The following is an 18,524-nucleotide window of genomic DNA, read 5'->3' on the forward strand; positions in this document are numbered from 1 at the left end:
TTTCACAGGTTGTCTCTATATAACGAAAGAGTGCAAAAAGGATTAAGCAATGCGTAAAGCTTGATCCAACGCAACTCTACTATTTAAGAAAGACTTAAAGGTAATCCATATTATGTTTTTTTGCTTTATATGGATTACCTTATATTGCTACACCTTCTTATAAAAGCTTACCACTTCTCAATTAAATAATCAGCATCATCATGAAGTCTGTTATATGCATCTTCAGCAATCAATCCTTCTTCGTTTTGATGATCAAGTAGTAATTTAAAGTTCCTCATATGCTTAACAACCTTCTCACCTTCTTCTCTTTTCTCATAAATATTAACCATCATCAAATGGATAGATAATGAATGGGCAGCACTTTCGTTCTCGATCTTTCCTTCCTCTAAAAATCGTTCAACTAATATTTTCATATCAGATGAACGCTCCGTCCAATACTTTGGCAAACGAAGGAATTGATCACCATTTAGTTGGTCGATAGACCCATCAGCCATACGAGTAGCAATGCCCCATAATCCATTTTCCACACGATCGATTAACGCTTGATCATATCCATATTCAGGTTGTTGCCCTGGCATTTCGAAGAGAACCGTAGCGGTTCCATTAAGAGCAAATGAAGACCTAGCCTGTCCAGGCAAGTCACGTTCCTCAGGGTGCAAATAACGGGCAACTCCTGGCTCTTCCCTATCCGAAAATTCCTTTACCCCAAGAGCAGCAGCTAACGCGTATCGCTTAGACTTATCTTGATCCAATTTTGGCCAATCCGCATATTTTGTACTATCTTCCGGCCCCAGTGGTGGATAGTCTATCGCGATTGTGACATCCTCGCCGGTCTTATTCGTTTCTGGGGTTCCCATATGATGAAGATCTACAAAAGCCTCAACTTCACCGAACTCATCTTTCAAATTCAGATATACGTTTCTAAGGATGCGGGATTCATTTGTTAGGAAAAAACCAGGATCGGCCCCTGTACCAGGTAAATCCGCAACCTCTGGTTCGTAGCTCAAATTCGGGTTAAAATCCCGGTTAATGTCAAATCCGCCGTTCGTTTCACTATAGTACCAAGATGGAGTAGTACCATTAAGCTGTGGATACTTATTCATAACATCATTCCATGAGAAAATATTCTGGCGTTGAGTTATGTCAGCACCATCGACATTAAGCCTAGGCACGGCAACTATTGTAACTTCGTCACGAATTGCTTGAGCAAAGGTACTATCACTGGTTCCGAGTGTTTCAAGCATTTGTACAAGTGCTTCAGGACCACTCTTTTCGTTTCCATGTATATTACCATTTATTAATAAAACTTGATCCCCTGTCCCCACTCTAGCAGCATAGATTTCTCGTCCTTGGTGTGAATGACCAATGACATCAACATCGACTCTGTTAGAACTTGCCTTCTCAATTTGATTTAGCTTTTGAATTAGTTCTTCATTGCTCATCCAATCATGGTCCACATTATCAGTATTATTATCGTTTTGCAGCGCCTGTACAGAAAGCGGATTCATTACTAGTAAGATAAAAGCAACGAATATTAATTTTGTCCAACTATTTTTTCTCATAATGCCCTCCCTAAAAATTCACTTAATCATCCCTACTGCTATTCATCTTAATAAAGTGATGAAACAATCACTTATTTTAGATGTACTTTGATGAAACACCTCCTTTAAATCTCTTTTTAGAGAAAGTCAATACATCCTTTTAAAACTCCGAGCAATCCAGTCCCTAACTTATAAACATGTATTTATTTTTAGTTTCGATAGGCGCTTTTGTATCTCCTTCTGAAAATGAATAATCAGTACTTTAGTAGGTATATCAAGTGAAGTGAATGATCTGAAGGGTATAAGTGACTTTGTAAAAACGCTGCCTGCAATCATTTAAAAACAAGAAAAGATGCCCTTAGGCACCCAACTAATTATTTGCTTTACTAAGATGGTGATCGTTATCCCAACAAAGCAGAGAAGTTAAAATATCGTAAGGCTCACATAAAGCAAACGACCTACAAAGCTCATTTACTTCGTAGGTCGTTGTTTTAGACTGTTTTTTTATAATTACTAGATTGATAAGCAAGTGCTTTACTCGGTAGACTTTTACCTAATTTATCTTGAATATATAAAGCTGCTTGTTGAATCTTTTCTTCTTTTATGCCGGTTTCAATTCCCAATCCATGTAACAAATATAATACATCATTTGTAGCAACATTCCCAGCCGCTCCTTTTGCATAAGGGCAGCCACCTAAACCGCCAACAGAGCTGTCAAATCGCGTTATTCCATGTTGAATAGATGTCATCATATTTGCGATTGCCATTCCTCTTGTGTCATGAAAATGCATAATAATCTTTTCTTGATCGTAACGAGATAATATAGAAGCTAATAAAGCTTCTACCTGACTCGGAACGGCAGTTCCAATTGTATCGCCCAATGATATAGAATCCACACCATAATCAAATAATTGATCGCAAACGTCTATTACTTGTTCTGGAGAGATTCTTCCCTCATATGGACAATCAAAAACGGTAGATACATAACCAGTTACTGCCTTTTTAGCATCTTTTGCTTCATGGATTACTTTTTTCAACACGGGGTAGGTTTCATCAATGGATTTATTAATATTTTTTTGATTATGTGTATCACTTGCTGACATAAAAACCGAAGCTACATCAATTCCTGTTTCCAATGCATGCTCTAGCCCCTTTAAATTGGGAACAAGCGCAGAGTAGGTCACGTCTGGATTTCGCTTAATCCTTCTGCCTACTTCACGTGCATCGGCCAATGGTGGAATCCACTTTGGATGTACAAAAGATGAATATTCAATTTCCTTCACACCGGATTCAGACAGCATGTTAATCCATTTCACCTTGTCATTTGTATCAATAAATACATCTTCATTCTGTAATCCGTCCCTTGGCCCAACCTCTTTGATACCCACATGCTTTGGATACTGACACATGCTTTCCCCTCCAATTTCAGAATTGATTTTTTCGAAACTCCTCATTACGTATTATTATCAATGTATGCAAAATGACAAATACAGTTCACGATAAGAAGGCTTATGAATACGCTTACTTATAAAAATATAACCTCTTTTTGTACTATATATATTGGATCATGTTTCATTTCATTCAACTTTGTTGAATAAAGTATATTATAAACATCCAACCCAAGTCAAACGAAGGAGAACAAAACTGCCCATCTCAGAAAATGTAATAGATGAACGACAAACTTGGTTTAACAAGTTCTATTTTGCTCATACTAAGTTCTATAATTATTTGAAGAATGGAGCTGAGCAAATGGATTCTACCAAATCAAAGCTGATTGAATATAAAGAAGGGATGGGAAAATTCTCCGATAAAATGCCGGGATTTACAAAAGCCTATACATCCTTTACAGAAGCTTGTTTTCAAGAAGGGGCCTTACCTAAGAAAGCAAAGCAATTAATCGCATTAGGTATCAGTGTTCATGCGCAAGATGAATATTGTATTATCTATCATACAAAAGGCTGTTTGGATCAAGGCTGCACCGAGGAGGAAATTCTTGATGCCATATGTGTGACTGCTGCTTTTGGGGGTGGACCTGCAATGAGTCAAGGAGTTACATTAGTACAAGCATGCATTGATGAACGAAAGCAGTAGCTTGTATATACGTTTTGGATGAGCATACTTATATAGATACGTATGAAATCAGCTTGTAAAGAAAAACTTGCAGGCTGATTTTTTTCTTACAAATGAGCTTATATAACAAGTGATTGCTCCCTTTAATCGTTCTCACGAAGTATAAAAACAATCGATTTATATTTCCTCATTTATTCCACATTTATCACATATTCATTCCATCACCATTGTTTAGTATTAGTAATGTGCTTCATTATAAGCACCCAGCAAACATTTGAAAATAATAGAAAGACGGTGAAAAACAATGGAATTGCTTAGTCTAAATGGGTTGTCTCACATTGTTGGCGTTCCAAAAAATACTGCAGCAACCTGGGTTGAGGAATTTAATATGTACGTACCAAAGACACAGCAGCAAGATGTCATGTATTATCTTCCAGAAGCAATTGACGTTTTAAAATTCATCAAAAAATGTAAATACAAAAACTATAAGAAACCAGATATACTAAAGCGATTAGCTAATAGAAGCTTTCCAATACGAGTAGAAAGTACAATCGAGGATGTACAAATGACTTTTGAACAAGGAAATTACCGAGAAAATATCTTAACGGTGATGCAAACGATTGGAATGACAGTCTCTAATGTTGCTAATCAAGAAAAATCCATTCAATCACTGCAGGAAGAACAGAAAAAAAGGATGAAGATCGCAGAACAACAATCCAAAGAAATTAATGATTTACGAGAACAGATTGAGTCATTAAAACAAGCAATCACCCCGGCGAATGAGTACGAAATGAAAAAGGAATCTTTCGCAAGAATGTTCGAATAACAAATTAATTGCTAGAGGAGGAACTGTAATGTTTAAAGCAGATACCAAAAAGGCTAACCCAGGTGATATTATTGAATTCGAGAAAGAAAATTACATCTTACAAGGACAAGTACTGCCATCAAACTGTAAACGTAGTATTATTGTCGATATTTCCTCATCCAATAATTTGAGGAAAATCAGCCATGGCTTCTCAAATACAGTGGTGGCACATGAAAATTACCGAATTATCCAAAAGGTTAAAAAGTAGTAAATTCATTGTCTCCCTCTTCCCCTTCATAAGTAAGGCGGCTGCTAAAAATAGCAGCTGCTTTTCTTTATGTGTGTTGATCTTATCTTCTAAAAACCGGCATAAAAAACATAACTGTCTAATTGTTTGTACAATTGTACAGCTAAGTCACTGTTTTGCTATTATGATTTCACATATTGATTGGCATGTTATTTGCATTAAGATTATAGAATAAAGTAACAATAGAATGATTCTAGGAGGAAGAACTATGGAATGTAATCATATTCAGTTAACGTATAAGGATAAACTTGCTAAGATAGAACTAGATGCACCACCAGCAAATACATTATCAACTACGATGATTCAAGAATTACGTACCGTTTTCAAACAATTACGCGAAGCTGATCATGTCCACGCTATCATTATAACCGGTTCTGGAAAGTTCTTTGCAGCTGGTGCTGATATTAAAGAATTTGTACCAGCGATGGGCGATGCACATAAGGGAAGGAGTATATCCGAAGCAGGACAAGCATTATGTAATGAGATCGAGTCCATGAATAAACCGGTGATAGCTGCCATTAATGGCCCTGCATTAGGCGGAGGACTGGAACTGGCAATGGCCTGCCATTTTCGAATTGCTGCTCATGATGCGAAGCTTGGGCTACCAGAGTTAAATTTAGGATTAATCCCCTCTTTTGGTGGAACACAGCGTCTGGCAAGAATTACCGGTATAGCTACTGCTACCGAGTTAATTTTATCTAGTAAACATATCAATGGCGAACAGGCTTTTGCATATGGAATTGTTCAACTATCTGTTCCCCAAGAAGAACTATTACCCACAACCTTAGCGACGGCTAATGGTTTTATTAATGGACATAGTATAACAAGTGTAATCAAAGCCATGGAGAGCATTGTCTATGGATACCATGAATCCTTCGCAGATGGATTAAAAAGGGAAAGAGAAAACTTTGCAGCATTATTTCAAACAGAAGATGCCAAAGAGGGCGTAAACGCGTTTGTTGAAAAAAGAAAACCAAGCTTCAAACATAAATAAATTCCCACTATAAGTATAAGTAAAGGAGACGTGTAAACATGGAGGAAGTTTTATTCTCAACACAGGATAATGGAGTTGCAGTAATCACCTTAAATCGACCAAAAGCGATTAATTCATTAAACTATGAGATGCTCGTACCAATTCGCGAGAAATTACTAGAATGGGAACAAGATGATCGTATTTGTCTTGTTATTCTGAAAGGTGCAGGTGCCAAAGGTTTTTGTGCTGGCGGAGATATTAAGACACTGTATCAGGCAAAAGATAACAAGGATGGATATGATAAGGCAATTACCTTCTTTACCGAAGAGTATTTAACCGATCAATTAGTTACTAGCTTTTCTAAACCGATTCTAGCAATCTTAGATGGTGTTGTTATGGGCGGAGGAATTGGATTATCCTACGGCGCCAGCCACCGAATTGTTACGGAACGAAGCAAATGGGCTATGCCTGAAATGAATATTGGGTTTTTTCCTGACGTTGGAGCAGCTTACTTTCTAAACAAAGCGCCTGGCTATGCTGGTAGATACCTAGCACTTACAGCTAATGTGATTACTGCTACAGATGTTCTCTATGTAAATGGAGCGGATACAGCTGTATCCAGTAATCAGCTAGAAGCATTAGAAAAGCAAGTAATGGAAACCAATTGGCATATTGAACAAGATCGAGCAGCAAAACTTGATTTGCTTCTTGATACATGTCATCCAACTTCAATACCTGATGGTGAAATCGAAGCCTTACAATCGAAAATCGACCAACATTTCTCTTATGGAACAGTTGAACAAATCATTGATTCTCTTAAATCCGATAATAGTGAATTTGCTAGCAAAACGAAAGAAACCTTGTTATCTAAATCCCCGATTTCTCTTAAAGTTACATTAGATCAACTAATCAAAGGAGAAAATAAAACATTAGAGGAATGTCTAGAAACAGACTTGGTTCTAGCTAGAAACTTTTTAAAGTCGCATGATTTTTATGAGGGCGTTCGGTCTGTCGTTATAGATAAAGATCGGAATCCGAAATATAATTACCAGCAATTATCGGATGTGTCCCCATCCGTAGTGAACTCTTTTTTTAACGTTAATTAAACAGACTTGTTCTAAAAACGAGTTGAAGCGGCACTATAAAAAACCCCAAGAGTTAGTTGTTAGACAAACTAACTTTTGGGGTGCAATATCATAAGGCTTTAGTGATCTATATGAAATTTAAAATTTATTGATCCAATTTTAATTTCAATGCCTCTGCAATTTTATTCGGTAAATCCGTATTATCATAAAATCCAACAAACTCATCTGCCTTCGGACCGTATGCAAATACAGGTACCTGAACACCAGTATGATTACTGCTTGTCCAGCCAACATCGGCACGATCACTAATCACTTTATTAATGGCAACTGCTGGATCTTCTGCCTTTTTAATTTGTTCAATTTCTGTTTCATTTAGGCCAAAATCCGTATATTGCTTAATAACTTCTGCAATATTGGAACGCTCTTCATTTAATTCCGCTGCCATTTGTGCTCCTGTTGCTTTTACATCCCTTAGCAATTCTGGATTTGCAGAAGCGGAGCCATTCGCGCCTACCGTCATACCTCCTGTTTCATGATCACTACCAATAACAACAAGCGTTTCTCCATCTTTTTTAGCAAATTCGATTGCCTCTTTTACTGCCTCTTCAAACGCTTCTACCTCATTCATTGCCCAGGCTGCATCATTGTCATGTCCGGCCCAATCAATTTGACTTCCTTCAACCATAAGGAAGAACCCGTCTCTTTCTTGATTAAGAATATCAATTCCGGCCTCTGTCATTTCAGCAAGGCTTGGTTGTTCCTCCTTGTCACGAATCATTTCATCCGAGAGTGGACCATCCGCAAATAACCCAAGTAGTTTATCATTATCTTTTAAAGAAATTTCATTTTTCTTCTGCAATTCTTCTCGATCTTCAATTACTTCATATCCTTGCTCTTCCGCTTCTTTCAGCAAATTTCCTTCCTCTTGCTCCCCACCTTCTGACTCAGGTAAGAAGTTGCTTTTCCCACCGCCAAGCAAAACATCAACTTCATTAGCAATCATTTGTCTAGCAATCTCTGTTTCATTATTTCGATCTTCAACATGAGAAGCAAACGCTGCTGGCGTTGCATGTGTAATCGTTGATGTAGCTATTAATCCTGTTGCCATATCTTTATCCTTTGAAGCTTCAAGAACAGTTTCCAATTCATCCCCGTCTGGATCAACACTTAGCATTCCGTTATTCGTCTTCACCCCTGTTGCCATTGCCGTTCCAGCCGCAGCAGAATCTGTAATATTGGAGTTAGCAGAATGTGTCGTATACATCCCTTTTAAGTGGTCATCCCAAACTGCCTCTTCCCCTTTAAAGATTCGATAATTCGTAGCATAATCGGCATTAAAACCGTCTGGGATCATATAAATAACATTCTCCACTTTTCCTTTTTCCACCCAATCAGGCTTCCCAGGCTTCACCCATTCTGGTTTACTTGCTTCTGCAACTTGTACAGATCCCATACTAGAAGCAACTAGACCAAGACTTACTGCAACCACACCTATTTTCTTTAACACATTATCTCTCCTCTCCAAACTCAATTAATTCTAGTATATCTACAAACTATTAATAGAGTTTTAATACATCGTAAATAGAATATTAATTTCAAACTGAATGCTATTCTCTATAAGTCATCTCCCCATTTGTTGTCATTTCTCCGATTATTATTTGCAATAATGAAAAGACCGCACCCGTTCCCTTGGTACGATCTAAACTGTCTTCCACTCTCATATTTGAACATATATCGATAATATGGAACACTTATTTCATGTGGTAGCATGCACTGATTAACAGAGCAAACAATATAATCACAAATAAAAGAAATGAGAAATAAATAATACTGGTATGCGATGAATAAAAGGTTTGTTGATCGATTTGTTTTTTCTTATTAAGGTAACTGAATGTAGCGATGATAATTGTTAACGTTCCTACCATTCCTATTCCTAATATGGTAACGATTAGAGTAATTCCCTTAATACCAAGATGCGCAATTAATAACCCTATACCTATAACAGCCACAACTGTACGAATCCAGGCAAGATAAGTTCGTTCGTTTGCTAGATGCTGCTGTGCATATTTTAGTTGGTTTTTATGTTTATCTTTTTCTATAGGATTAATTTGTTTCATTCTGAATCACTTTTGAATAGATTAACAAAATAGCGTAGTAAATCGACTTCCCCCACTAGTTGGACCTTACCCGAATGCAGTGCTTCTCGAATGTCGTATGCTCCAATAATGACTTCTTTCCATACCACACCTGTCGTTTCAATCCAAAGATCAGGATACTGAATATATCCCCTCCGTACCTCTGCTACTCCCCGTCGCACTTGGATTTGATAGGCTGCATCGTTATCTGTGATTTGAACGGATGCGGTAATGACATCATTCTTACTCTTGTCTGGGTTAAGGCGAATCGCCATATTGGAAAAAAATTGATCAACTGACATAGACTTGGCGTATGAAAGTTGTTTGTCCACAGATCTTGGCCGGTAATGAATTTCCCCTTTTAACTCAAGCGACTGCGTAAGATAATAAGCACGGTTGTTTGAATTCTGAGAAGCGCAGCCCAATTTAAATAATGCCTCAGCCTTCAAGGATGTAACTTCATCATTATCCGGTGTGATCGTCAGCAACATATCTGAAATTTCCGCGGTCCACTGATATTCTTTGTTGTCCAATGCAGTTCTAATCTCTTTCAGCATCTTTTGATAACCACCTGCTAAATCCACTATTTTTTGGGCACGAATCGCTTTAGAAAGGGGGATTAAATTAGTTGCGTTCCCGTCAAACCAGCCTAAATAACCATCATAGATAGCTCTTATAGACTGTGAAAGCTCTCCATACAGCTCACGTAATTCTTTATATGTTTGGAGATGTGGCGGAAGATAGATGCCTTCGACCAGCTCATCTGGGGTCTTCCCTTGATTCATTCCTCTAACAACAGAATCATGAACATATTGAATTGCATCACGGTATACCGTAAGAAGCTCATGGATTCTTTCTGATCCGTAAATCGGTTCTGCATGGCTAGGAACTAAATACTCAGCACCAAGATCTCTCATTTTATCTAGTGATTCAACCCATTTGTAAACTGGCCGTGGGATTGTTCCACGAATGGTATACAGATTAGGGAAACAAGGATAATAGTTATCAGCACTAAGTAACACTTTTTTTTCGGGTATCCATATAAATATTTGGTCATCGGTCTCACCTGGAGCAGAAACCAATTTTAATCGAAGTCCTCCAATACGTAATTCCAACAAATCTTCAAACTCTTGAGTAGGCATAACCAATTGAGGATTATATCCATCGACATGAAGAAACGGTCCAAGCCCCATCGCAGGAAGGTATTCACGTGGAATTTTCACTCCAAACTGTCTAGCTCCACGGACGGTTAAGATAGGATCCAATTGATTAAATTGTTGATTAAATAAATCTTTCGTCTTTGCATTCGCGTACACTTCCGTTCCCTCATCCATAAAAACAGAGGCACCACAAACATGGTCCGTATGCCCGTGGGTGTATATCACGGCTATAGTTGAAAGCGGTGAAATTTTATCAAATTCTCCCTTGATTTCCTGGGCAGCACGAATACTTTCCGTTGTATCAACAATGATGTTCCCCACGTCTGTTATCAACAAAATAGAATTTGCCAAACCGTAGCCAATGGCAGAATACACACCCTCTGTTACTTTTTCTATCCTTTTTGTGAAACGCTCGGCATGTTCCGCTAAATAAGAATGTTTGTCATAAAATAGTGCATTATTCTTATCCATATCAACCCTCCATCTAAATAGTATGAATATTAATCGTGTAATTTCTAGTCATTGTTTCTGACACTTGCATTGTCAAGATCTGCTCTAATACGATATAAATCGCTTTTTGTGAGATGAAATGGGAGAACAAATATAATACTAATGATTAGCAGGGCTGCTGGAATAATTGACAACAACCAAAGAATTCCATCCAACACAAATGGTGTCTGCGCTTGATTCGGTATATAGCCAATAAACATCAGCACAATTCCTATCAGCCAACCGCCAATAGCATTTCCCGACTTATGGAAAAAGGCAGACGTAGCAAAAGTCATACCTTGTGCGCGGAATCCATGTTTCCATTCTCCATAATCCACACAGTCAGCAATCATGGAGAAGACCAGAACGGTTATAACCCCCTGCCCAATACCAGCAAGAAAACGTGTTATAAATATCAACATCAAACTGCCGTAAGGAACAAAAAAGAACGTTGCATTACATACAGCTCCTAAAGACAGGCCAAAAATAAGTATTGCTTTCTTCTCCATAAACTTTGACATAAAAGGGACTAAAAAGGCTCCTACAATAGTTGCCCCCATCATATTTAACATATATAAACTTGTTAAATCCGCTCTACCAACATTATAGGTCATATAATAGATTCCTACTGGTTGTACTAACACCTGAACGATAGATGAAACAAAGAGCATCATGATTAAGAATCTTAATTTATCGTTTTTCCCTACCACTCCCCACCGTTTTAGAATACTTCCCCTCTTCTTATTCTTGTTGACCAAGCCTTCATACCATGCATACGGTTTTGTTGTTCTAAACGTTATGAACAAAAGAATTGCACAAACGATCCCAAATAGTACCATCGTAATAAGAAACCCTATTTCCTCATTGGTAAACATACGAACCAAAGGCATGGTAAGTGTTGATGCAATTAAAGCTCCAAACAACTGAAAAATCAGTTTCACCGAAATCACTTTCGACCGTTCATCCGGATCATATGTAATGGATGCTTCCATCGACATATGAGGGACATTTACAAACGAATACATCATTCCGAATAATATATATGTTATGGCAGCGTATATTACATTTCCGCTTTCAGAGATACCTGGCGAAGTAAAACAGAGCACACCTGTTACAACAAGTGGGATAGTTCCCCAAAGGATATACGGCCGATAGCGGCCATGCTTTGTGTTTGTTCTATCAGCAATGGTTCCTACAACAGGGTCAGAAATGGCGTCCACCAATCGAGCGAATAAAAAAATAGTTCCCGCAGCAGCTGCACTGATTCCTACAACATCCGTATAAAAATACATCAGATAGGTCGTAGTTGTCATAAACAATGTATAATAAGACAACGCGCCCAATGAATAACCAAAAATATGTTTCATTGGAATTTGTTTTACATTGGTCTGTCTATTTTCTGTATCCAAAATAACATCGGCCATACAAATCCCCCTATATTTATCACTTTTTAAGCTTTTATGTCTTCCTCCTATCAATGGACCTGTCGTTCCACTTTTTCCCAAAAAGGTTCTTTTAATTTTTTCTTATCAATCTTCCCAATCATCGTTAAAGGAAGCGATGCTTTAAAATGAACTTCTTTCGGAACCATGTAACTAGAAGTTCGTTCCTTACAGAATCGAATCAATTCTTCTTTAGAACAGCTTTTGTCCTTGCGAAGAACTACAAAGACGCAAACAGCTTCTCCCCAATCGGAATGTGGCACACCGATGCATGCACTCATGTCCACAGCGGGGTGCTGATTAATAACCCTCTCTACTTCAACCGAATATACATTGAAACCACCTGAAATTATCATGTCTTTTTTTCTTTCAACGATATACAAGAATCCGCTATCATCTATTTCACCAATATCCCCCGTATAAAACCAACCGTCCCGGAAAGAATTTTCAGTAAGCTCAGGGCGTTTGTAGTAACCGTTTGAGAGATAAGGGGCCTTAACAATGATTTCTCCCCTCCGTACCGTTTGATCGCAGTTACCATGATCATCAACAAGACGAATACTAGTACCTAGACAAGGCTTTCCACAACTTTTCAGCACTTCTCTCTTATTTTTGTAAGCCCATTGATGATCACTTTTTGTTAATCGGGCAATTAGGATACTGCATTCAGTCATACCGTACTGCTGTCTTAAAATTGGTCCGAATAATGCAAAAGCTTCCTTCAAACGTTCGGGAGATATCGGAGACGAGCCGTAATTAATATTTCGCAGCGAGCTTACATCATAGTTTTTTTCCTTGGCTTCATCTATCAAGCGATAAATGATCGTTGGAACAACGAAAGTGCTTGTAATACCTTCATTTTGCACAGCATGCAAGAAAGCCCCTGGTTGAAAAGATCTTAGAATATACACGTGACTGCCGGACAATAACGATCGATTAAGCAGGACCCCCGCTGAATGTACAAGTGGTGTACAAAATAAAACCTTATCCTGATCATCGTAAGGATATTCCATACTGGCGGTTTGCAATCCAGCTGCTAAATTCTTTTGCGAATGGATTACTCCCTTTGGTGTACCTGTCGTACCACCGGTATAGGAAATCAATGCCGTATCGTCAGGTTTAGCAACAGGAAATTCCACACTAGAAACGGTTTGATCCCAATTAAATATAATAAATTCCTCAGGATAGTCGATAGCAAACCCCGGGATCCCCACCACTATTCTTCCCGCTGTCCCCTTTTGGTACTCCAATACGGATTCTATATGATTACTCGTTGCAATAATCACAACATCCGGTTCGGCATCTGCTAGAATAAAATCAACCTCACTAACACCAAGTTTATTATTTAAGGGGACAAGTACAGCACCACAGCGTCCTATTGCACGGCTAAATAAAACGCTTTCAATACTGTTCGGAATTGACATAGCAATATGAGTGCCAACACCTGCACCAAGCTGCATTAAATAACCAGCAATCCGATCTACTCTATTTTGTAATTCCTTATAACTAATCGTTTCATTCTTCTCTAAATACGTAAGCGCAGGCTGATGGTCAAACCTTCTTACACCATTAAACATTAAATCTTGATAAGTCATGGTTTCCACAGAAAATCCCTCCATAAATCTAAAATCATTCTTCTTAGGAAATCTCACATTATCTATCCTTGAAGAATAATGTTGTTTGTTGCACTTATATAGTGAGGAAACATTGCCTCATTACCAAACACCCTTCTACCTTTTCAGCATTTGCTTTGCAATTGTATTTCTTTGAATTTCAGAAGTACCAGTCAAAACCCTAAACATACGCACATTTCTGTACATTTTTTCAACCGGGTGTCCCTTCATTAATCCTTTTCCTCCAAATATTTGAACCGCTTTGTCTGCAACTCGGTTGGATGTTTCAGAAGCAAAAACCTTCACCATGGATGCTTCTGCCCTCACGTTTTCACCGTTATCAATTTTTTCAATTACGTCATATAGCATGCAACGCGCAGCATAAATTTCAGTGGCCATATCAGCTAACATATGCTGAACAGCTTGAAATTCACTGATGGCATGCCCAAATTGGTTCCGTTTTTTGGCATGATCAATCGACAGATTTAAAAGCCGTTGTGCCACACCAAGATAAGTCGCCCAAGAAGCCCTGTTTTCATTAATCCTGCTCATCCCCAAGCGAAGTCCCTCTCCCGGCTCACCAAGTATATTTGAAGTTGGAACTTGACAATGGTCGAAAATTAGTTCAGCGGTACTATGCTCACCAGAAATTGGCACCTGTATATTTCCTAATTTAAAACCTGGTCTGCTCTCCGTCTTTCTATCAACGATAAATGCAGTAATCCCTTCATTACCTTTCTCAGAAATATCTTTTGCCATCACTATTGCCCAATCAGCATATGGTGAGCCACTGATAAAATGTTTCTTCCCATTTAAAATATAATTGTCACCATCTCGTATTGCTGTTGTTTGTATCGCATAAGCATCTGACCCTGCTCCTGGTTCTGACAAGGCAAAACAACATCCTGCTTCTGCATTAATAACTGGCATTACATATTTCTCTTTTTGTTCTGGAGTAAATACCTTTAGTATCTTACCAATCCTTAAGGGGCCGCCAATTTCACCTAATACATGTCCCCAAAGAGCAGCACCGGATTGTGTCAATGCTTCCTTCAAAAGACAAAGTGTTTTTAAACTAATATCCTGTCCTCCCAATTCTTTCGGAAGATTAATTCCGTAAAACCCTAGATCCTTAGATCTCTTTCTGACCCAATCAATATGTTCAATCGGAATCTGTTGTTCAGAGTCAATTTCATGCTCTCTTTCGTATGGTAACAACTCATTGTAAATAAATCTGCTTAATTTCTCTCTTAGGCCGTTATTTTGTAAAGTACTTGTCACCATGCATCCCTCCCTTTAGATGAATCTCCTTACTTTTCTGTCTACCAGTTATAAATAATACGTCATATGACGTATTATTTATAACATTAATATATCTCTAATTCTGTGTCAATATTTTTACAGAACCTTTCGAAAAGAATCGCAATAGTTCTTGTCTAACAGTTGCTCACAAAGAAGATGCTTAATAAAGGACAAAAAATAAACCAGTCTTATATGAAGACTGGATCACTTATTTATTCTTGGAATTCTGACCTTTATTTTTAATTGTAAATTGGTATGAATCAGAGGAAAGATACATAAGAGTTGAAATAAAAGGCTTGGAATTCCCAGTAATAAATGTACGGTATAGTGTTAAAACTGGAAATCTAGGAGGCACATGTAAATATTCTGCGATATCTCCAGGAATTTGGTTAACCTCAATCGAACACCTAATTTCTTCTAGCTCATTTTGAGATTGCTCTTGAATTAATGTACTTAACGGTTGGAATTCAATATTATCCAACACTTTTTGTTTATTAATATATAAGTTTGGAGATATGTATCCAATATGAAATGCAATCGGCAGATCTTTAATATAGAATAAACGCTCTATCTTTTGAACTTTCATATCCGGTGAACAACCCAAAGCCTCCGCAATATTTTTGGGGGGAGTATCTAAAGTTGATCTTAACAATTTAATATTCACATCTAAACCTTGATCTAAAAGGGTTTCATAAAAACCTTTAAAATTCTCAACGCTTAGAATATCATTCAAAACATCGGTCTCAATTACAGGGGCGTTAACAAACATCCCCTTTCCACGCTGAATCGTAATTAATCCATCCGTAACCAAAAGATTTATTGACTTTCGAATGGTGACCCTGCTCACTTGATACAATTCCATCAGAACAGGTTCAGTTGGTAACTGTTCGCCAACCTCAAAATATTTATCTTGTATTTTCTGTTGTAAATCGTCAGCTATTTGACGATACATGGGAACATGACTACTGCGATCTACTTTCACAAATATAACCTCCAAATGTTATCTCGTCTTATTATACAACAATTGGTAAAACTGGACAAAAAGAATATAGTTTAAGTTTAAATGAAGTATTTGTTATGCAGTTCTTCATCAGTCACGTTTACGTACAAAATTTGTAGGTCACTGTTTGAGAATAATAAAATAACCCGGCATCTACTTTTTCCTTAAGTCAAGCACATAAAACAACCTGATCCTCGAATTTAAGAATCAGGTTGTTTTGTACATCTTGCTATTTATCAAAACCAGCGTTCGGTTACCACTTTTTTCCTTGTATAAAATTGTACGCCATCTTTTCCATTTGTACCTAAATCTCCGTAGAAGGAAGCTTTGTTTCCAGCAAATGAGAAGAACGCCATTGGTGCTGGTACATTGACATTAATACCAACCATACCAGCATCGATACGCTCACGGAAAGTTTGTGCATGTTTACCATTCAAAGTATAGATAACAGCACCATTGGCAAATTTAGATTGATTCGTTAACTTTATGCCTTCCTCCAAATCTTTCACTCGGACAACACTTAAGACAGGTGCAAATATTTCATCTTGCCATATTTTCATATCTGGGGTTACTTGATCAAAGATAGTCGCACCAACATAATATCCATCTGGAGTAGCTTCTTCGATATGACGCCCGTCTACAAGCAGATCTGCTCCCTCGTCAACACCTGAATCAATATAGCGAATCACTCTTTCTTTATGAGAATCACGGATTACCGGTCCTACAAATGTCGATTCATCCATCCCGTCCCCAGCTTTTAATTTTTTTGTTTCCGATGTTAGTAATTCTAGGAATTCATCAGCTACCTCATCTACAACGGCAACTACCGAACAAGCCATACATCTTTCCCCACTGCTACCGAAGGCTGCGCCAATCACGCCTTGAACTGTTTTTTCTATATTGCAATCAGGCATAACGACCGCATGATTTTTAGCTCCAGCTAGTGCCTGCACACGTTTGCCATTAGCAGTACCTGTTTGATATACATGTTTTGCGACAGGCTCTGAACCAACAAAGGAAATAGCCTCAATGTCAGGATGTTCTAATACGCGATTAACCACATCTTTTGCCCCATGAACTAAATTCAATACGCCATCTGGAAATCCAGACTGATAGAATAAATCAACAAGGCGTTCAGCCAAAATTGGTGTACGTTCGGATGTTTTCAAGACAAATGTATTTCCACATGCGATTGCCAATGGGAACATCCAAAGCGGTACCATCATTGGAAAGTTAAATGGTGTTACCCCTGCTACAACACCGAGTGGGTAACGCCAGATTGATCCATCTATCCCTTTCGCTATACTTGGAAGTGCATCTCCCATCATGAGATTCGGTGTGGAGGTTGCCAGTTCTACTACTTCAATTCCTCGCTGTACCTCCCCTTCTGCATCTCTTAATGATTTCCCATTTTCAAGCGTAATAATCTTTGCTAACTCTGCTTTATGTTCTTTTAAAAGATGAAGATATTGAAAGAGATAACGAGCACGATCAGGTACTGGAACAGCCGCCCAATCTTCATAAGCTTCTTTTGCAGCAGCAACTGCTAGGTCTACGTCTTCCTTCTCTGATAAAGCTACTTGTGCAATAACCTCCCCTGTTGCAGGATTAGGAATATCAACTACTTCATCGCTCTGTGATTCTACCCATTTGTTACCGATAAAGTTTTTCATCATTTTTATTTCTGAAGATATCATTTTGCTGCCTCCTTCTTATTTGATTGTTCTTTCACTCGTTGGTACAGAACAGACATATCTTTATCCCCAAAACCTTCCTGCTCTACTTCCTTATACAAAGCTAATAATGTTTTGCTAATCGGTAAGTCCAATTGATTGTTATCTGCCACATCCATCGCAAACTCCAAATCTTTACGCAGTAACTTCAAGGAGAATCCTGGATTGTAATCTTCGTTAGCAATAAAAGTTTGATAATTCCGTTCATAAATTCGGCTCTGTCCATAGCTAACATTAAGCATTGAAAACAAGTCATCTAAATCAATATTTTTCTTATTAGCAATATGCAAGGCTTCACTAACCCCAGCAGTATAAAAACCAATTAATAAATTATTAATTAATTTAACTGTTGTTCCACTATCAATCTGTTCATCGACATGGAAGATATTTTCACCAAGCACTTCGAGTACAGGTAAGACTTCATTATAGATAGCTGTTGGCCCACCAACCATCACGGTCAATGTTTGGTTTTCAGCACCAATTACTCCTCCGCTGACCGGTGCTGCCAAAAACGATAATTGTTTTGCTTTACATGCTGCTGCAATCTGTTGATTAAGTTCAGGCGCGACGGTACTTGTATCGATCAACAACTTTGAATCGTCGCTTCTATCAACCAGTCCATCGACACCTAAGTAGACATCTTCTACCGCCTTAGAAGATGGCAAGCTCGTAAAAATCAAATCACTTTTCGCTACCACGTCAGCGATAGTAGAAGTAATCTCACCACCAGCCTGCTTCAACGAAAGTAGAGCTTGCTCATTTAAGTCATAACCAGTAACATGATATCCTTCCTGAATCAATCCCTTTGACATCGGTAATCCCATGTTCCCTAAACCAATAAATCCAATCTTCTTCATGCTATCCCCCAT

The 18,524-nt window shown here is 38.1% G+C and carries 16 protein-coding genes; 5 read left to right on the forward strand and 11 right to left on the reverse strand.

The annotated features are described in order from the left end of the window. Positions 1–167: 167 nt before the first annotated feature. Together M948_RS26205 and M948_RS26210 are read right to left on the reverse strand one after the other, a co-directional pair. Positions 168–1,562: a M14 family zinc carboxypeptidase gene (locus M948_RS26205; protein ID WP_021289351.1), complete on the reverse strand. Its 1,395-nt coding sequence runs from the start codon at positions 1,560–1,562 to the stop codon at positions 168–170. A gap of 470 nt (positions 1,563–2,032) precedes the next feature. After that, positions 2,033–2,950, reverse strand: a complete 918-nt coding sequence (locus M948_RS26210; protein ID WP_021289352.1) for a hydroxymethylglutaryl-CoA lyase — start codon at positions 2,948–2,950, stop codon at positions 2,033–2,035. A gap of 340 nt (positions 2,951–3,290) precedes the next feature. On the opposite strand from M948_RS26210, the gene M948_RS26215 reads away from it, so the two are divergent. The 5 genes from M948_RS26215 (at position 3,291) to M948_RS26235 (ending at position 6,802) form a co-directional block, all read left to right on the forward strand. Further along, entirely contained in the window at positions 3,291–3,632 is a 342-nt protein-coding gene (locus M948_RS26215) for a carboxymuconolactone decarboxylase family protein (RefSeq protein WP_021289353.1), read from the forward strand. 283 nt (positions 3,633–3,915) lie between these two features. Next, positions 3,916–4,437, forward strand: coding sequence for a MerR family transcriptional regulator (locus M948_RS26220; protein ID WP_021289354.1), 522 nt, complete (start codon positions 3,916–3,918; stop codon positions 4,435–4,437). A 28-nt stretch (positions 4,438–4,465) separates the two neighbouring features. Beyond that, positions 4,466–4,684: a DUF2187 family protein gene (locus M948_RS26225; protein WP_021289355.1), complete on the forward strand. Its 219-nt coding sequence runs from the start codon at positions 4,466–4,468 to the stop codon at positions 4,682–4,684. A 247-nt stretch (positions 4,685–4,931) separates the two neighbouring features. After that, on the forward strand, positions 4,932–5,717 hold the full coding sequence (locus M948_RS26230; RefSeq protein WP_021289356.1) for an enoyl-CoA hydratase-related protein: 786 nt from the start codon (positions 4,932–4,934) through the stop codon (positions 5,715–5,717). A 38-nt stretch (positions 5,718–5,755) separates the two neighbouring features. Beyond that, on the forward strand, positions 5,756–6,802 hold the full coding sequence (locus M948_RS26235; RefSeq protein WP_021289357.1) for an enoyl-CoA hydratase/isomerase family protein: 1,047 nt from the start codon (positions 5,756–5,758) through the stop codon (positions 6,800–6,802). A 124-nt stretch (positions 6,803–6,926) separates the two neighbouring features. Here the strand turns inward: M948_RS26235 and M948_RS26240 are convergent, their stop codons facing one another. The 9 genes from M948_RS26240 to M948_RS26280 form a co-directional block, all read right to left on the reverse strand. Continuing rightward, positions 6,927–8,288 carry an alkaline phosphatase gene (locus tag M948_RS26240; RefSeq protein WP_021289358.1) on the reverse strand — a complete coding sequence of 454 codons (1,362 nt, stop codon included), beginning with the start codon at positions 8,286–8,288 and terminating at the stop codon, positions 6,927–6,929. A gap of 244 nt (positions 8,289–8,532) precedes the next feature. Then, the gene (locus tag M948_RS26245) at positions 8,533–8,898 is read right to left on the reverse strand and encodes a YidH family protein (protein WP_021289359.1); all 366 of its coding nucleotides are present in this window, start codon (positions 8,896–8,898) and stop codon (positions 8,533–8,535) included. Next, positions 8,895–10,547, reverse strand: a complete 1,653-nt coding sequence (locus M948_RS26250) for an alkyl sulfatase dimerization domain-containing protein (RefSeq protein ID WP_021289360.1) — start codon at positions 10,545–10,547, stop codon at positions 8,895–8,897. The genes M948_RS26245 and M948_RS26250 overlap by 4 nt, the downstream gene beginning before the upstream one ends. Positions 10,548–10,591: 44 nt before the next feature. Then, positions 10,592–11,989: an MFS transporter gene (locus M948_RS26255; RefSeq protein ID WP_021289361.1), complete on the reverse strand. Its 1,398-nt coding sequence runs from the start codon at positions 11,987–11,989 to the stop codon at positions 10,592–10,594. Positions 11,990–12,039: 50 nt separating this feature from the next. Next, a complete protein-coding gene (locus M948_RS26260; RefSeq protein WP_231378658.1) occupies positions 12,040–13,602 on the reverse strand; it encodes a class I adenylate-forming enzyme family protein in 1,563 nt (520 codons plus the stop codon). Between the two features lie 135 nt (positions 13,603–13,737). After that, complete coding sequence (locus M948_RS26265) at positions 13,738–14,904, reverse strand: acyl-CoA dehydrogenase family protein (RefSeq protein ID WP_021289363.1); 1,167 nt, start codon at positions 14,902–14,904, stop codon at positions 13,738–13,740. Between the two features lie 226 nt (positions 14,905–15,130). Beyond that, positions 15,131–15,904, reverse strand: a complete 774-nt coding sequence (locus tag M948_RS42480) for a GntR family transcriptional regulator (RefSeq protein WP_021289364.1) — start codon at positions 15,902–15,904, stop codon at positions 15,131–15,133. A 254-nt stretch (positions 15,905–16,158) separates the two neighbouring features. After that, on the reverse strand, positions 16,159–17,619 hold the full coding sequence (locus M948_RS26275) for a CoA-acylating methylmalonate-semialdehyde dehydrogenase (RefSeq protein ID WP_021289365.1): 1,461 nt from the start codon (positions 17,617–17,619) through the stop codon (positions 16,159–16,161). Beyond that, on the reverse strand, positions 17,616–18,512 hold the full coding sequence (locus M948_RS26280) for an NAD(P)-dependent oxidoreductase (RefSeq protein WP_021289366.1): 897 nt from the start codon (positions 18,510–18,512) through the stop codon (positions 17,616–17,618). Before M948_RS26280 ends, M948_RS26275 begins: the two co-directional genes overlap by 4 nt. Positions 18,513–18,524 lie beyond the last annotated feature (12 nt).

Origin of the sequence: Virgibacillus sp. CM-4 (assembly GCF_000445495.1) — a bacterium.
GTDB lineage: Bacteria > Bacillota > Bacilli > Bacillales > Amphibacillaceae > Virgibacillus > Virgibacillus salexigens.